We start from the raw sequence: 14783 nt of genomic DNA, 5'->3' as shown, positions 1-14783 counted from the left end.
GACCATGCGCAAGCCAGGAAAATTGCTGCCGCGCCTCCCCAGGCTCAGCCGGACGCTGGCGCGGGATGAAACCGGCATTTCCATGGTCGAGTTTGCCTTGTGCCTGCCGGTGATTATCGGCCTGGGCATGGGCGGCATGGAAATTGCCAACATGACGTCTGCCAATATGCAGGTCAGCCAGCTTGCGCTTTCCGTGGCCGACAATGCTTCCCGCCTCGGTCAGACGGACAATAGCGCTGTCGCCCCGACCGTGGCGGAAACGGATATCGATGCCCTCATGTTCGGGGCGATGGAACAGGGGTCCTCCCTGAATTTCGAAGATAATGGCCGGATCATCCTGTCGAGCCTGGAAAAGGATCCGGTGACGGATAAGCAATATATTCACTGGCAACGCTGCGCCGGGGATCTGAACGAGAGATCCGATTACGGCAATGACAGCGATATGAACGGGCTGAACGGCACCGAAATCCCCTATGGCCTGGGGCAGACGGGGCGCCGGGTCATGGCCGGCGATAATCAGGCCGTGATGTTCGTGGAAGTCTTCTACCGCTACACGCCGCTTTTTCCCGGCGTGATCGTGGACGAGATGCAGTTCAAGAAGGAAGCCGCCTTCATCGTCCGCGACGACCGCAATCTGACCGGCGGCGGCGGCGACGGCCTGTCGGGAACGACGACTTCAACCTGTTGAGGCCGCTGCCGCATTGGCGGCGAGCGACCCCGACAGGCAGCCTGCCCCCGAAGGGGCAGACGCTCAATCCTTGTAGCAGACCTTCTTCGCGGCGGTGACGATCCGGTCGGAATCGATCAGCGCCAGCGCTTCCAGATTCGCGGCATAGGGAAGCGGCACGTCCTCGTTGCAGACACGCAGCACTGGCGCGTCGAGCAGGTCGAAACCTTCTTCCATGCAGATCGTGGTGATTTCCGACGCGATCGAGCAGACCGGCCAGCCCTCTTCGGCAATGATCAGGCGGTTGGTCTTGGCCAGACTTTCCAGCACCGTTTCCTTGTCGAGCGGGCGGAGGGTGCGCAGATCGACCACTTCGGCATCTATGCCTTCTGCGGCCAGCTTTTCTGCCGCTTCCAGAGCCAGGCCGACGCCGATCGAATAGGATACGATCGTCACGTCAGACCCTTCACGAACGATACGTGCCTTGCCGATTGGCAGTACGTGGTCATCCAGCTGGGCCAGTTCGAAACTGCGGCCATAAACCAGCTCGTTTTCCAGGAAGACCACGGGATCTTCGCTGCGGATGGCCGCCTTCAGCAGGCCCTTGGCATCATGCGCATCATAAGGTGCGATCACGACCAGGCCCGGAACGCTGGCATACCACGGACCGTAATTCTGGCTGTGCTGTGCGCCCACGCGGCTTGCCGCGCCGTTCGGACCGCGGAACACGACCGGGCAGCGCATCTGGCCGCCGGACATGTAATTGGTCTTGGCCGCGGAATTGATGATGTGGTCAATCGCCTGCATGGCGAAGTTGAAAGTCATGAATTCCACGACCGGCCGCAGACCGCCCATGGCGGCGCCCGCGCCGATACCGGCAAAACCATATTCGGTGATCGGCGTGTCGATCACGCGCTTGGGGCCGAATTCTTCGAGCAGGCCCTGCGTCACCTTGTACGCGCCCTGATATTCGGCGACTTCCTCGCCCATCACGAAGACGCGATCGTCGCGGCGCATTTCTTCGGCCATCGCATCCCGCAGCGCTTCGCGCAGGGTGACCGTGACCATGTTCGTGCCTGCCGGGATTTCCGGGTCGACCTTTTTGGGGGCCGGCTTTTCTTCCATCACTTCGGCAGTACTGGCCGCCGTGGTGGCGCCCTTGGGCTCCTCCTTCGGGGCCGGAGCAGGCGCGGTGTCTACATCGGACACGTCTTCACCCTCGGCAGCAAGCACGGCAATCACCGTGCCGACGGCCACATTTTCCGTGCCTTCGGGCACGAGGATCTTGCCGACAATACCTTCGTCGATGGATTCGAATTCCATCGTCGCCTTGTCGGTTTCGATTTCCGCCAGCACGTCACCGGAGGAAACTTCGTCCCCTTCCTTGACCAGCCATTTGGCCAGCGTGCCCTCTTCCATTGTCGGAGAAAGGGCGGGCATCTTGAGCTCGATCGCCATCAGTACTTCTCCACCACGACATCGGTGTAGAGCTCGGACGGCTCCGGCTCGGGGGAGTTTTCCGCGAAGTCGGCGGCGTCATTCACCGTCGCGCGGATCGCCTTGTCGATTTCCTTCAACTTGTCCTCTTCCACGCCCGCTTTCATCAGGTCTGCCTTCAGACCTTCAATCGGATCGCGCTTCTCGCGCACGCCCTGCACTTCCTCGCGCGTGCGATATTTCGCCGGGTCGGACATGGAGTGGCCGCGATAGCGATAGGTGTTCAGTTCCAGCAGGACCGGGCCATTGCCGCCACGGACATGATCGATGGCGATCTTGCCCGCCTGGTGGACTTCCAGCACATCCATGCCGTTGACCGCGATGCCGGGAATCCGGAAGGCGGTGCCGCGGCGGTAGAAATGCGTTTCGGCAGAGCTGCGCTTCACCGATGTGCCCATCGCATACTGGTTGTTTTCAACCACGAAGACGATCGGCAGGTTCCACAGTGAAGCCATGTTGAAGGTTTCGTACACCTGCCCCTGATTGGCTGCGCCATCACCGAAATAGGTCAGGCAGATGCCGCCATCTTCATTATATTTGTGCGAGAAAGCGAGACCGGCGCCAAGCGGCACCTGCGCGCCGACGATGCCGTGCCCGCCGTAAAAGCGATGTTCGGTGCTGAACATGTGCATCGAACCGCCCTTGCCGCGGCTGATACCAGCTTCGCGTCCGGTCAGTTCCGCCATGATCACTTTCGGATCGATGCCGTAAGCCAGCATGTGGCCATGATCGCGATAGCCGGTGATGACGCTGTCCTTGTCGCCATTCAGCGCCGATTGCAGGCCCACGGCAACAGCTTCCTGCCCGATATAGAGGTGGCAGAAACCGCCAATGAAGCCGAGGCCATAAAGCTGGCCCGCCTTCTCCTCAAAGCGCCGGATGAGCAGCATCTGCTTGTAGAAGTCGAGCATTTCCTCTTCGCTCGCCTTGTAGCGCTTATCCTTTTCGAAGGATTCCTGCAGGCTGCGAAGCTCGAAACTCTCGTCAGGACCATCGCCGGCATTTGCGGCGGCTGCGCCCATTTTGACTTCGGGTTTCTTCTTTGCCGGCGTCCGTTTCGGCTTGCCGGAACTGGGAGTGGCGGCTCGTGCCAAGGCGTCTTCCCCTTTTTGCGCTGAATGGCGCTGGTTTCGGCCCGCCTATAGGCGGATGATCGCGCCGCTTGCAACGTCTCCGATGCAGGTTGTTGGGTTTGTGCGAAGCCTGAGCCCTGGAGGCGGTAAAATCTGCGCTCAGGGCTCCGGATTGTATTCGAGAACATATTCGTCCGGATGCGCGACGTTGAGATTACGGCGCAGCAATTCGGAAACCATGTCCGGATCGGCATTCTCAGGATCGAGACGTTCGACCCGATTGACCAATTCGTCCCGCTGTTCCTGTAGCGCGGCGATCCGGGCCTGGCGCTTTTCCAGCAGCGAGATGTTTTCCCCCCAGGACAATACGCCATAGGGTCCGGCCAGCGCCAGTCCGCCCAGCAAAAGCAAATAGCCGAGCGCGCCGAACTGGCCGAGTTTTTCCCGGATCGTGTCGCGCTTGTTGGTGGCCAGGTTCATGATGTAACCAGAATCACAATTCCCCACTGAATTCAAGCGGGATCGCCGCATTCTTGCGCCATTACGGCAGCATGTTGCGATGAGTGATCTTGTAGTCACGCTCCAGTCCGGTTACATTTGAAACCATGCCTGATCTGTTTGACAATCCACTCGGCCTGGACGGCTTCGAATTTCTCGAATTCTCGGCACCTGAAAAGGGTATTCTGGAACCCGGATTCGAACGCATGGGTTTCAGCATGGTCGCCCGCCATCGGAGCAAGGATGTCCAGCTCTGGCGGCAGGGCGGAATCAATCTGATCGCGAACTATGAACCGAAAAGCCCGGCCGCCTATTTCGCGGCGGAGCATGGACCTTCAGCTTGCGGCATGGGGTTCCGGGTCAAGGACGCGGCCCATGCTTATCAGGCCGCACTCGATCGCGGGGCGGAGCCGGTGGAAGTGCATACCGGCGTGATGGAACTGAATATCCCGGCAATAAGGGGTATCGGCCATTCACTGATCTATCTGATCGACCGCTATGACGGCGATCTGACGATCTACGACATTGATTTCATTTATGAAGACGGCGCCGAGCGCAACCCGCCGGGTGCCGGCTTCAAGATGATCGATCACCTTACCCATAATGTCTATAATGGCAGGATCGCCCATTGGGAGGATTTCTATTCGCGGATCTTCGGGTTCCGCGAGTTCCGCCAATTCGACGTTACGGGCGAATATTCCGGCCTCAATACCAAGGTGATGATGGCGCCTGATGGCAAGATCCGCATCCCCCTGAACGAGGAAGGCGGCGCGGATGGCAAGGGGCAGATTGCCGAATATTTGCGCGCTTATAATGGCGAAGGCATCCAGCACATCGCCTTTGCCAGCGACGATCTCTATTCATCGCTGGACAGCCTGAGGCAGAAGGGGCTGGAATTCGCCCCGCCCCCGCCCGACACTTATTACGAAATGCTGGAAGAGCGGCTGCCCGGCCATGGCGAGCCGATCGAAAAGCTGAAGGAACGCGCCATATTGGTCGATGGCTCGGTCGAAAATGGCGAGCCGCATCTGCTGATGCAGATATTCAGCCAGTTGATGGTGGGGCCCGTCTTTTTCGAATTCATCCAGCGCAAGGGGGATGAAGGCTTCGGAGAAGGCAATATCTCCGCATTGTTCAAGTCCATGGAAGAAGACCAGATTCGCCGCGGCGTCCTGCAAGGAAATGATGTTCCGGGCTGAAGGCGCCCTGCCTCAAGCCTCTTGCGCCTTCGCCGGTCAAGCTTCACTAAGCGTGTCCGGACGAGAGGAGTAGATAATTTCATGACCGCGCAGCGAGTTTCCATGCTGCTGGCAGGGGCCGCCGCCCTCACGCTGGCTTCCATGCCTGCCACAGCCCAGGTGAATGACGGCATCGTTCTCAACATCTTGCGCGAATGCGCGAAGATCAATGATCCGACCGCGCGGCTTGCCTGCTATGACAACAATATCCGCTCTGCCGGTGCACCCAGCCGTAGCTCCGTTCCCGGCTCGATGCAGCGGCCGCAGGGCGGGTCTGGCGCCCCTCTTTCCGGCAATGATTTCGGCAAGGACGATCTCGGCAAGGCTCCGTCTGCGCCCTCTCCCGCGCCAGCTATGGCCGAACCGGAAGGTTTCGGCGGCGACGATGTTCGCGCCAACAGCCCGCAACGCTTCGATACGCGGCCAGGACAGGTGAACGAGATCCAGGCAAGGGTCGCGACCGTGCGGGAACGCGAACCGGGCATCTATCTGATAACCCTTGATGATGGCGCCCAATGGCTCTTCGGAGAAAGCGTCAGCCGCTTTTATCGCACCCCACGCAAGGGCGATAGCATCGAACTCGAACGCGGCGCACTCGGCAGCTACCTCATGCGCTTTGACAATCAGGCCCCGGTCCGGATCGAACGGGTCAAATAGGCCTCCGCCTAATCGTCCAGTTCGGCGAAGGCGCGTTCGCGTTCAAGCTGGGCGACAGCATTCCTGCGGATTTTCTCGAAAGTCTGCAGGAATCGCCGGCGTTGATCAGTTGCGAGCGGTGCGAGGAGATAGGCACTGCGTTCGCGGCCCGCCTCGTCAATCCTTTCCCACAGGCGGGCACCTTCCTTGCTCGGCGCGAAACGGCCATGCCGGCGCCCGGGCTTGCCTTCCCGCGTCACGAGGCCGCGATCGACCAAGGTGTTGATCGTACGCCCGGCCTGGCTGTGATCCCGTTCCAGCGCGCGGACGAGCGGGGTCCAGGCTATCGGCGGGTTCTTGCCGATCTCGTACAGGACATAGGCTTCAAAATTTGACAGCCCGGTCAGCCGCTTGAACGCCAAGGCGCCGCTGCGGCTGAAATAGGAACTGAGCGTCATCAGCGGCGAGACGATCCTGGTGCGATCGAGGGGCAGCTTCTCCCCGATCTTGCGTTCTTCGCGATCCCCCAAGCTAACGGTCCCACCCTTTTCATGGGCGAGATCATATTCCTCGTGATAAAGCGTGACAGCCCGGTCGAGCAGGATTTCGATAGTCGCCAGGAATTCACGCAATTCCGCATCGCCGATATCGAAGGTCAGCTCGCGATTGCGCAATTCGGCAAGGCGCATCAACTTCTTGCTGAGCGTTTCACCCTTCCGGGTGAGCCGCAGCGGGGCGCGGATCTGTTCCCGCTCCACCATCTTCAATTCCAGCAGGCGCTTAACCGACCGGCTGACCTGCGCCTTGTCCACGCCCACCGCACTCGCCACGTCCGCCGGCACCAGCGGGCCCATGCTCCGCAACAGGAACAGGATGCGGCGATCAAGCTCGATAAGGTCGATTTCTCGCGAATAGGAAAGCTCGGCGCTTTCGCGCGTCTTGTGGAGCAATTGCCAGAGTTCCCCCTGGATTACATGCGGGGGCTGAACAGGGAGATCCGGATCCCCCGCCCCGCTTTGCGCAAGTTCCAGATCGATACCCTTGAGAATGATCTCTAGCCTTCGCTCGAAATCAGCGGACCATCCCTGCCCGCCGGCACTGGCTTCGATCTGCACGCCGCGCGCGAAAGCATCGATGATGGCAAGAGCATCTTCGGCCAGCTTGCCAAGCGCCCTGGTGGCGCCATTGGTTTCGGTATCCGCCGTAATGGAACTGCGCAGCACGTCATGGGCGCGCATACGCAACATGCTCCGCCAATCGCCTGAGGCGCCCGTTCTTTCGTCAGGCCCGCCTTCTCTCCGGGCCATCTGGCCCGCATCCTCCCGATCACCCATAAGCGCGGTTATCCCCGCCCCTTCTTCTGATCAATTGTTTCCGGCAACCTATCTTGGATTTGTACAATTGAACAGTTCGCGGCTTGTCATCGCGTAAAAACATTGTGGGTGAAATGGACCGGATACCGGACCAAATCAACGCAATGGCTTCTCGATACACTGCCGTCACACCTCTTATTGGGGCAGAAATCCCGCCAAATCGCTGAATTCCGCAAATCTGTCATACAAGCGATGCAGCGGGGCAACACTCGCAAGTGCAGCAAAAGTTTCAGCTCCGTAAAATGCCGGAAAACTGCGAAAAATTCTACTGCTTAATGCAATGTAAATAGGTTGTTTGATGCCATCTGCGGCTAATATTGTGTCCCAAAACGGCCGAAACCCGCATTTTTAACAAGCCGCCGGGTCCGGTCGGCTAGACAGTATCAGACACAGACAATATGAATACGAACAAACGGTACCCGTCGACTCAATCAAGTCGGGGCCGCGAGGGAGGGATGAATGGAACGAGCGCGTTCATGCGCGAATGGCGTGCCGGCTTTTGCCGAAGCCGCATCGCGCGTCCCCGGAAAAACAGAATTTGCCTCGACCCGTAGTGGCGGTGCCAGCGCGCGCAAGATTTGCGCGTCCAATCCGTCCGGGGTGCGGTGAGAGGTTTTACAGAACGACGGCTGAAGGGCCGTGCGTATTATTTGTGAAGGGAGCACAAAGTGAGGAGTTTGCAGAATTCGGGGCTTTACAGGGCCCTCTTGCTGGCCGGATGCGCCAGCACTGTCACCATTGCCGCACCGGCAATGGCGCAGGAAGAGGGTGCCGGTCAGAGCAACACCATCATCGTTACCGGTTCGCGCATCCAGCGCGCCGATTTCGAAAACAACAGCCCGACCGTGACGGTTGACGAGAGCCTGCTCCAACAGTCCTCGACCGCCGCGCTTGAAACCAATCTGAACAAGCTGCCGCAGTTCACGCCGGCGCAGACGCCGCAGGCTGGCGCGGATATTCAGCCGACCGCCACCAACACGCCGGGTGCGGCAACCGTTTCGCTTCGCGGTATCGGTGCAAACCGTAACCTTGTCCTGCTGGACGGCCGCCGTGGCACGCCGGGCAACGCATCGGGCGTCATCGACATCACCACGATCCCGTCCGCCGCGATCGAGCGTGTCGAGATCATTTCCGGCGGTGCATCGTCCACCTACGGCGCCGACGCCGTGGCCGGTGTCACCAACTTCATCCTGAAGAAGAACTTCCAGGGCCTCGAACTCGATGGCCAGGTCGGTATTACTCAGGAAGGCGACGGTTTCGAATATCAGCTGTCCGGCATCATGGGCACGGACTTTGACGATGGCCGCGGTAACGTCAGCCTCGCAATGTCGATGAACACCCGCGAAGCGAACCTGCGGGCCGATCGCAAATGGTACAAGGATCTGTACGCCGATACGAGCACGACCGGCGGCGCGCAGTTCTTCATCAACAATCCGGGCATCCTGCTGGATGGTACCAACGGCAATTATGCTTCCGGCCTGGAAACGCTGTTCCCTGACGGTAACTTCAGCCCCAACGTGCAGGGCACGACCGTCTATCTTGACGGCAATGGCAATCCCTTCGTCAACGGTTCGTTCTTCGATGCCGCTGGTATTTATGGTGCGCCCTTCACGCGTTACGTAAACTTCTTCGGCTATTCCGAAGATGTTGACGGCTTCAACACGAAGGTCACCGATGCCGGCACGCTCAGCCAGGCCAGCACCGGCCTGCAGCTGGTTCTGCCGCTGACGCGTTACAACTTCCTTGCGCGCGGTAATTACGAGGTCAATGACTGGATCGGCGTGTTCGGCCAGGCGATGTTCAGCCATGTCAGCACCCAGACCCGCAACGAACCGGGCCCGATCACGGGCGGCTGGGGCGTCAATATCGATCCGACCCAGCTTTCCCAGGATCAGCTTCCCGCATCGCTGTGGGATCTGCTGGACAGCCGGGACAATCCTGACGCGCCGTTCGGCATTACCACGCTGATGCCCGACCCGCGTGAAACTTTCACGGACGTTCTGACCTACAACATCGTGGCCGGCCTGGAAGGCAATATTCCGGGATCCGATTTCACCTGGGATATCTCCGTCAACCACGGTGTGTCGCAGACCCATGCGAAGCAGACGGGCATTTATTCGCTCGAACGTCTTCGTGCGGTTCTCACCGCTCCGAATTTCGGCCAAGGCTTCAGCGCGACCGGCAACGAGGCTTTCGGCGGCTTCGGCGCATCGTCGGCCACCTGCACCAGCGGTCTCAACTTCTTCGTGCGGCCTGAAGGCGGTTATTCGGAAGATTGCCTTGAAGCCATCCGTGCGGACCTGAAGAACCGGACCTATACCCGTCAGACGATTGTGGAAGCCAACCTGCAGGGCGGCCTTCTCGATCTTCCGGCCGGCCAGGTGCGCGGCGCCATCGGTGCCAGCTATCGTGAACTCGATTTCGAATTCACAAACGATACGCTGACCACGCAGGGCCGCTCCTTCATGGATCAGGCACTGGGCATCTATCCCAGCGGTAACTCCGAAGGCTTCTTCGACGTGAAGGAAGCTTATGGCGAATTGCTGATCCCGGTCCTTTCGGACATTCCGGCGATCCAGATGTTCCAGCTGGAACTGGGTGGCCGTGTTTCGGACTACAGCACGACCGGCACCAGCTACACCTACAAGATCCTGGGTGACTGGGAGGTGACCGATTGGCTGCGTTTCCGTGGTGGCTACAACCGTGCGGAACGTGCACCGAACCTTGCCGAGCTTTATCTTGCTCGTCAGCAGACCTTCGGCGTCAACACCGCCGGTGACCTGTGTTCGCGTGCGAACCCGCTGCCTTATTCGGCAAATCCGGCCAATGCCAATGGCGATGCGGTCTATGCGACCTGCCTTGCCATGATGCCGAACCAGCAGGCTTCGGAAGCTTATTACAATGGCGGCCCGGGCGTTACGGATAACTCCACCTTTGGTTTCGCCTGGCCGAGTGCGATCGGCAACCCGGACCTGACCCCGGAAAAGGCTGACACCTGGACTGCCGGCATGGTGCTGAATTCACCGTTCAACAGCCCGCTTCTGTCTCGCCTGCGGCTTTCGGTCGATTACTACAATATCGGCGTGAAGGACGCGATCGGTCAGCAGACCGTGGCGATCGTGCAGCGTAGCTGCTACGATCCGGCGCTGAACCCGCTGGTGGCAACCGATCCGGCTGCTGCTGCCCAGACGGCTGCATGTCAGGCCCTCACCCGCAACGCAGTTACGGGCGGTCTCGACAATGTGAACCTGACCTATGTGAATAATGGCCGGTTCCGCGTGCAGGGCATCGACGCTCAGCTTGACTGGGCAGGCGATGTTGGCCCGGGCACGCTGGGTGTGAACGTGCAGTTCACCTATCTGCTGTCGTTCAAGGCGTCCGAACTGCCCACCGATCCGATGGTTGAATATGCCGGCACCCAGGGGCCGACCTCCAGCGGTCTGAATGGTGGCAATTACGACTATCGCGTGTTCACCAACGTCAATTACAGCATCGATGGTTTCATGCTGGGTCTGCAGTGGCAGCACCTGCCTTCGATCGAAGATGCCACGGAAGCATCGTTCCCGACAACGACGCTGGGAGCGCCTTCCTATAACATCTTCCATCTCAACGGCAGCTATGCCCTGACTGAAGATGTGAACCTGCGGTTCGGCGTGGACAATCTGTTCAACAAGGCTCCGCCGATGACCGGCGTGAACCCGGCGAACACCAACCCGCTCGCCACCGGCAACCTGCCGGGCGGCAACCTCGGGACCGGGTTCTATGACGATAACGGCCGTCGCTTCTATCTCGGTGCGAACGTCAAGTTCTAAGCCGGAAAACGACTGCTGAAACCTACGGGCCCTCCCCTTCCGGGAGGGCCCTTTTTCTTTGTGCGATTGCTTCTGCGAGGCTGGACAATGCCGGCCCATGCAGCCCATGCTGTGGCAAAAGCATAAGGGGGAGGACGAATGGCAAAGGTCATCCGCATTCACGAACTCGGCGGGCCGGAAGTGCTCAATATTGAAGAGCTTGCGGTCGGCGCCCCCGGCGCGGGCGAAGTCCGCATCCGGGTAGAGGCAGTCGGCCTCAACAGGGCGGAAGCGATGTACCGGGCAGGCCGTTACCCGGTGAAACCGCAACTCCCGAGCCTGATCGGCTATGAAGGGGTGGGCGTGATCGAGGAAGTCGGCCCCGGCGCCACCACCTATGAAATCGGACAACGGGTCTGCGTGCTGCCTATGATCCGGCAGGGCGAATACGGGATCTGGGGCGAAGAAGCGATCGTGCCGGAATCGATCCTGCTGCCCGCGCCCACTGGCCTGTCATCCGCCGAAGCCGCATCGATTTGGATGCAATATATGACCGCTTTCGCCCTGATCGAAGTGGCGAATATCGGCATTGGCGATGGTGTGCTGATCCGCGCGGCTTCCTCCAGCGTCGGCATTGCGGCAATCCAGCTTGCGAACTGGGCGGGCTCCATTTCCATTGCCTGCACCCGCACCAGCGAGAAGGCACAGGCTCTGCGCGATCTGGGTGCGGCCCATGTCATCGCCACGGAGGAAGAAGACCTGGTCGCCCGGACAATGGCGATTACCGGCGGCAAAGGGGCGCGGGCAGCCTTCGATCCGGTCGGCGGCCCCTATGTCGAAACTCTCGCAACCGCCCTGGGCGAACGCGGCATATTGTTCGTCTATGGCGGGCTTAGCGAGCAGGAAACGCCCTATCCCCACTGGCAATGCGCCTTCAAAGGCCTGAGCATGCGTGGCTGGGTCGCCAGTGAAATCTGGAACCACCCGCACCGCTTCAAGGCAGCCCAGGAAAAGATTCTGACCGGGCTGGAAACCGGGCATTTGCGGCCGGTCATCGCCAGGCAATTCCATGGACTGGACCAATTGGCCGAAGCGAACGCCTATCTCGAATCCAACCAGCAGATCGGCAAGGTCGTCGTCACGTTCTGAGAACCATCACGGAGAGGATATATGCGCGTTTCATGGCTGGCACTCGCGGTGCCCTTCCTTGCCGGTGCGGCGACGAGCGAGATGCCGGCCCGGCAGCCGGCAGATGATATCGATGCCCGCTGCGAGGCATTGATCGGCATGGAAATCACGCCGGGAACCACTATCGTCGCTGCAAGTCATGTCCCGCCCTCCGAAGGCGGCTCCGCCCCGCAAGCTGGCGCTCCGCCCCTGCCGCCCCTCCCCGGCCATTGCCTGGCCGAGGGCATGATCGACCCACATCAGGGGGCCGATGGCACGCAATATGGCATCGGTTTCGCCCTCGCCCTGCCGGATGACTGGAACGGGCGTTTCCTTTTGCAGGGCGGCGGCGGAATGAATGGCGTGGTGCAACCGCCGATCGGCCCCGTGGCAGCCGGCAGCAACCCGGCGCTCGCCCGCGGTTTCGCAGTCCTCAGCCATGATAGCGGGCACAAGGGCGCGGTTTTCGATGCCAGCTTCACCCGTAACCAGCGGGCCGCGCTGGATTTTGCCGAACGCGCCGTGCGCAAGGCGGCCGAACGCGGCAAGCCGATCACTGCGCATTATTACGGCCGGGAGATCAATCACAGTTACATGACCGGATGTTCCACCGGCGGGCGGGAAGGAATGCTGGCCATGCAGCGTTATCCCGAACTCTTCGACGGAATAGTGATCGGGGCGCCGGCCATGCGGCCGGGCTTCTCCAATTTCGGGGTTGAATGGGCGGCCGTACAATTCAACCAGGCTGCACCGCGTGACGCGGATGGCCTGCCCATTGTCTCGCAGATATTTTCCGCTGCTGACCGGGAAACCATCCTGAAGGGGATGCTGGACCAGTGCGATGCGCTGGACGGGCGGGCCGACGGCATGATCATGAATGTGGCGCAATGCAATTTCCAGCCGGCAAGGCTGCAATGCACCGCCAGCAAAACCGATAGCTGCCTTTCATCGCCACAGGTCCAGGCGCTGGAGCGAGCCTTTGCCGGCGCGAAGGATGCCGCCGGATATCCGGCCTATACGCAGATCCCCTACGACACCGGCATCGTGAACACGGACGGGCCGATCCCCGGTTATCTGCCCAACGGCGCACCCGGCGTATTCGGCCCGGCCTCCCGCGCCTTGTCAGTGGATGTAGATGCCCGGCTTCAGCAATTGCGCGCCGATGGCAATGCCCGGCTGACCGATACCCATGTCTGGACCAATCTCAGCACATTCCTCGGCCGTCAGGGCAAGGTTATGTTCTTCCATGGCGTCAGCGATCCATGGTTCTCCGCCTTCGATACATGGAATTACTGGCAGCGCGCGGCAGAAGCCAATGGCGATGCCTTTACCGAGGCAAGCCGGTTCTACATGGTTCCGGGTATGATGCATTGTGCAGGCGGGAACGCCTTCGACAATTTCGACCTGCTGGCCCCGCTGGTCGATTGGGTGGAAAAGGGCGTGGCGCCCGCATCCATCGACGCCGGACGCGAAGATAGCCCTGCAAGGCGCCCCATGTGCCCGCACCCTGCCTACGCCCATTTCGAAGGCGGCGATCCCGACAGTGCTGAAAGCTATAGCTGCCGCCAGCCGGCAGAAATCAATACACCTGCCCCATCCTAGCCCGTTTTCCGCGCCAGCCAGTATTCGCCTTTTTCATCAGGAGCGCATCATTCTGGCGCGTCAGGCCGCCACGCCGGCACGGTCGATACCGGAAACGGGAACAGCGCAGCGGCGCATTCATTGATTTCGGGATACCGGGCCCGAATTCACTGACAAAGGAGGCGCCATATGGCCGATCGCCAGGACAGGATGGCCGGCGAAGGCCCCTATTGGAAGTTCATGGCCATGATCGCAACCAGCACCGTGGTCATGTTCTTCCTGATGTATCTGAACACTTTCAGTATCGATCATGTTTTCTGGAGCGAAACACGCTTCTGGATGGCCTTCGTGATGGGGGCCGCCATGATGGTGGTGATGCTGCTTTTCATGTGGGGCATGTATCGCAATCGACGGAAGAACTTCCTGATCCTCGGCATTGCGGCGGCAGTGTTTGCCGGGGCTTTGTGGCTGGTGCGGAGCCAGACCACGGTCACCGGCGTGGAATATATGCAGGCCATGATCCCGCATCATTCAATCGCGATCATGACCAGCGAACGCGCCCAGATCCGCGATCCACGCGTGCGCAAACTGGCGCATGACATCATCGTGGCCCAGCGCCGTGAAATCGCACAGATGAAATATCTGATCGCCGACATCAAAGCCAATGGCGTGCGCAGCAGCAAGGATTTGCCGCAGGAGATGGCGCAATGAAATTATCGCTGACCCTGGCCGCACTCACACTGCCGCTGGCGGCCTGCAACCAGAATACGGCTATCGGCAATGACCGGGAAGCCGAACTGGCCCCCGAGCCGCTGGCGGCCCCAGTCGAAGACGCGGCAAGCGCTTTGCAGAATGTCGCCACCGCCATTATCAAGCCGGAGACAATGAGCGAGGCGGATATACGCGCCCTGGGCGGAAAGAATGGCCGCTGCGAAGTGATCCTGACCGAAGTGGCCTTCCCTTCCTTCATCTACGAACCCGGCGGCAAGGGCACGATCAAACTGAATGGCAAGCTCATCCCGCTACAGGCAGCAGGGAAGAGTAGCTTTGCCTCCGGCGATCTCAGCGTCCGGCTCAACCTTCTCGACGAAGAAGGAAACGCTGGCAGCCAGGGCATGGAAATGATCGTGGTGCCTCCCGGCGCAAAGGACGAAATCGGCTATCACGGCTATGTCCGCTGCCACTGAAACGACAGCACCAATATCGGGATAGCCGGCGCCGGGCCGAACGGCCGCGCTCCCGGTCCTTACCGGCAGCGCGTC

General features: G+C 60.3%; 12 protein-coding genes. 8 read left to right on the top strand and 4 right to left on the bottom strand.

From position 1 onward, the window contains the following. Positions 1-4: 4 nt before the first annotated feature. A complete protein-coding gene (locus tag WYH_RS02325; RefSeq protein WP_046904727.1) occupies positions 5-688 on the top strand; it encodes a TadE/TadG family type IV pilus assembly protein in 684 nt (227 codons plus the stop codon). Positions 689-751: 63 nt separating this feature from the next. Here the strand turns inward: WYH_RS02325 and WYH_RS02320 are convergent, their stop codons facing one another. From WYH_RS02320 to WYH_RS02310, 3 genes are all read right to left on the bottom strand, one after another. Beyond that, positions 752-2125: a pyruvate dehydrogenase complex E1 component subunit beta gene (locus WYH_RS02320; protein ID WP_046902548.1), complete on the bottom strand. Its 1374-nt coding sequence runs from the start codon at positions 2123-2125 to the stop codon at positions 752-754. Beyond that, on the bottom strand, positions 2125-3186 hold the full coding sequence (gene pdhA, locus WYH_RS02315) for a pyruvate dehydrogenase (acetyl-transferring) E1 component subunit alpha (RefSeq protein ID WP_046904726.1): 1062 nt from the start codon (positions 3184-3186) through the stop codon (positions 2125-2127). The genes WYH_RS02320 and pdhA overlap by 1 nt, the downstream gene beginning before the upstream one ends. Before the next feature lie 210 nt (positions 3187-3396). Then, positions 3397-3717, bottom strand: a complete 321-nt coding sequence (locus tag WYH_RS02310) for an FtsB family cell division protein (RefSeq protein ID WP_046902547.1) — start codon at positions 3715-3717, stop codon at positions 3397-3399. Positions 3718-3842: 125 nt separating this feature from the next. Here WYH_RS02310 and hppD point away from each other — a divergent pair, with 125 nt between their 5' ends. Together hppD and WYH_RS02300 are read left to right on the top strand one after the other, a co-directional pair. Continuing rightward, the gene (gene hppD, locus WYH_RS02305) at positions 3843-4934 is read left to right on the top strand and encodes a 4-hydroxyphenylpyruvate dioxygenase (protein WP_046902546.1); all 1092 of its coding nucleotides are present in this window, start codon (positions 3843-3845) and stop codon (positions 4932-4934) included. 81 nt (positions 4935-5015) lie between these two features. Then, positions 5016-5630, top strand: coding sequence for a hypothetical protein (locus tag WYH_RS02300; RefSeq protein ID WP_053833356.1), 615 nt, complete (start codon positions 5016-5018; stop codon positions 5628-5630). Between the two features lie 8 nt (positions 5631-5638). On the opposite strand, the gene WYH_RS02295 is transcribed toward WYH_RS02300, so the two are convergent. Next, positions 5639-6856, bottom strand: coding sequence for a MarR family winged helix-turn-helix transcriptional regulator (locus WYH_RS02295; protein WP_053833355.1), 1218 nt, complete (start codon positions 6854-6856; stop codon positions 5639-5641). A 794-nt stretch (positions 6857-7650) separates the two neighbouring features. Between WYH_RS02295 and WYH_RS02290 the strand changes: the two genes are divergently transcribed. From WYH_RS02290 to WYH_RS02270, 5 genes are all read left to right on the top strand, one after another. Then, positions 7651-10794, top strand: a complete 3144-nt coding sequence (locus WYH_RS02290; protein WP_244877947.1) for a TonB-dependent receptor domain-containing protein — start codon at positions 7651-7653, stop codon at positions 10792-10794. Positions 10795-10932: 138 nt separating this feature from the next. Then, positions 10933-11922, top strand: coding sequence for a zinc-dependent alcohol dehydrogenase family protein (locus tag WYH_RS02285; protein WP_046902543.1), 990 nt, complete (start codon positions 10933-10935; stop codon positions 11920-11922). A 21-nt stretch (positions 11923-11943) separates the two neighbouring features. Continuing rightward, positions 11944-13542: a tannase/feruloyl esterase family alpha/beta hydrolase gene (locus WYH_RS02280; protein ID WP_046902542.1), complete on the top strand. Its 1599-nt coding sequence runs from the start codon at positions 11944-11946 to the stop codon at positions 13540-13542. 168 nt (positions 13543-13710) lie between these two features. After that, positions 13711-14232 (top strand): DUF305 domain-containing protein, encoded by a 522-nt coding sequence (locus WYH_RS02275; RefSeq protein WP_046902541.1) that lies wholly within the window; start codon positions 13711-13713, stop codon positions 14230-14232. After that, positions 14229-14708: a DUF6692 family protein gene (locus WYH_RS02270; protein WP_046902540.1), complete on the top strand. Its 480-nt coding sequence runs from the start codon at positions 14229-14231 to the stop codon at positions 14706-14708. The genes WYH_RS02275 and WYH_RS02270 overlap by 4 nt, the downstream gene beginning before the upstream one ends. The last annotated feature ends 75 nt before the right edge of the window (positions 14709-14783 follow it).

The sequence above is a fragment of the Croceibacterium atlanticum genome (assembly GCF_001008165.2).
GTDB classification, from domain to species: domain Bacteria; phylum Pseudomonadota; class Alphaproteobacteria; order Sphingomonadales; family Sphingomonadaceae; genus Croceibacterium_C; species Croceibacterium_C atlanticum.
This window is presented reverse-complemented; position numbering and strand designations above follow the sequence as displayed.

Coding starts and splice junctions, on each gene's coding strand:
- WYH_RS02275 (WP_046902541.1), top strand. CDS start 13,711: ATGGCCGATCGCCAGGACAGGATGGCCGGCGAAGGCCCCTATTGGAAG.
- WYH_RS02285 (WP_046902543.1), top strand. CDS start 10,933: ATGGCAAAGGTCATCCGCATTCACGAACTCGGCGGGCCGGAAGTGCTC.
- WYH_RS02325 (WP_046904727.1), top strand. CDS start 5: ATGCGCAAGCCAGGAAAATTGCTGCCGCGCCTCCCCAGGCTCAGCCGG.
- WYH_RS02270 (WP_046902540.1), top strand. CDS start 14,229: ATGAAATTATCGCTGACCCTGGCCGCACTCACACTGCCGCTGGCGGCC.
- pdhA (WP_046904726.1), bottom strand. CDS start 3,186: ATGGGCGCAGCCGCCGCAAATGCCGGCGATGGTCCTGACGAGAGTTTC.
- WYH_RS02310 (WP_046902547.1), bottom strand. CDS start 3,717: ATGAACCTGGCCACCAACAAGCGCGACACGATCCGGGAAAAACTCGGC.
- WYH_RS02320 (WP_046902548.1), bottom strand. CDS start 2,125: ATGGCGATCGAGCTCAAGATGCCCGCCCTTTCTCCGACAATGGAAGAG.
- hppD (WP_046902546.1), top strand. CDS start 3,843: ATGCCTGATCTGTTTGACAATCCACTCGGCCTGGACGGCTTCGAATTT.
- WYH_RS02280 (WP_046902542.1), top strand. CDS start 11,944: ATGCGCGTTTCATGGCTGGCACTCGCGGTGCCCTTCCTTGCCGGTGCG.
- WYH_RS02300 (WP_053833356.1), top strand. CDS start 5,016: ATGACCGCGCAGCGAGTTTCCATGCTGCTGGCAGGGGCCGCCGCCCTC.
- WYH_RS02295 (WP_053833355.1), bottom strand. CDS start 6,856: ATGTTGCGTATGCGCGCCCATGACGTGCTGCGCAGTTCCATTACGGCG.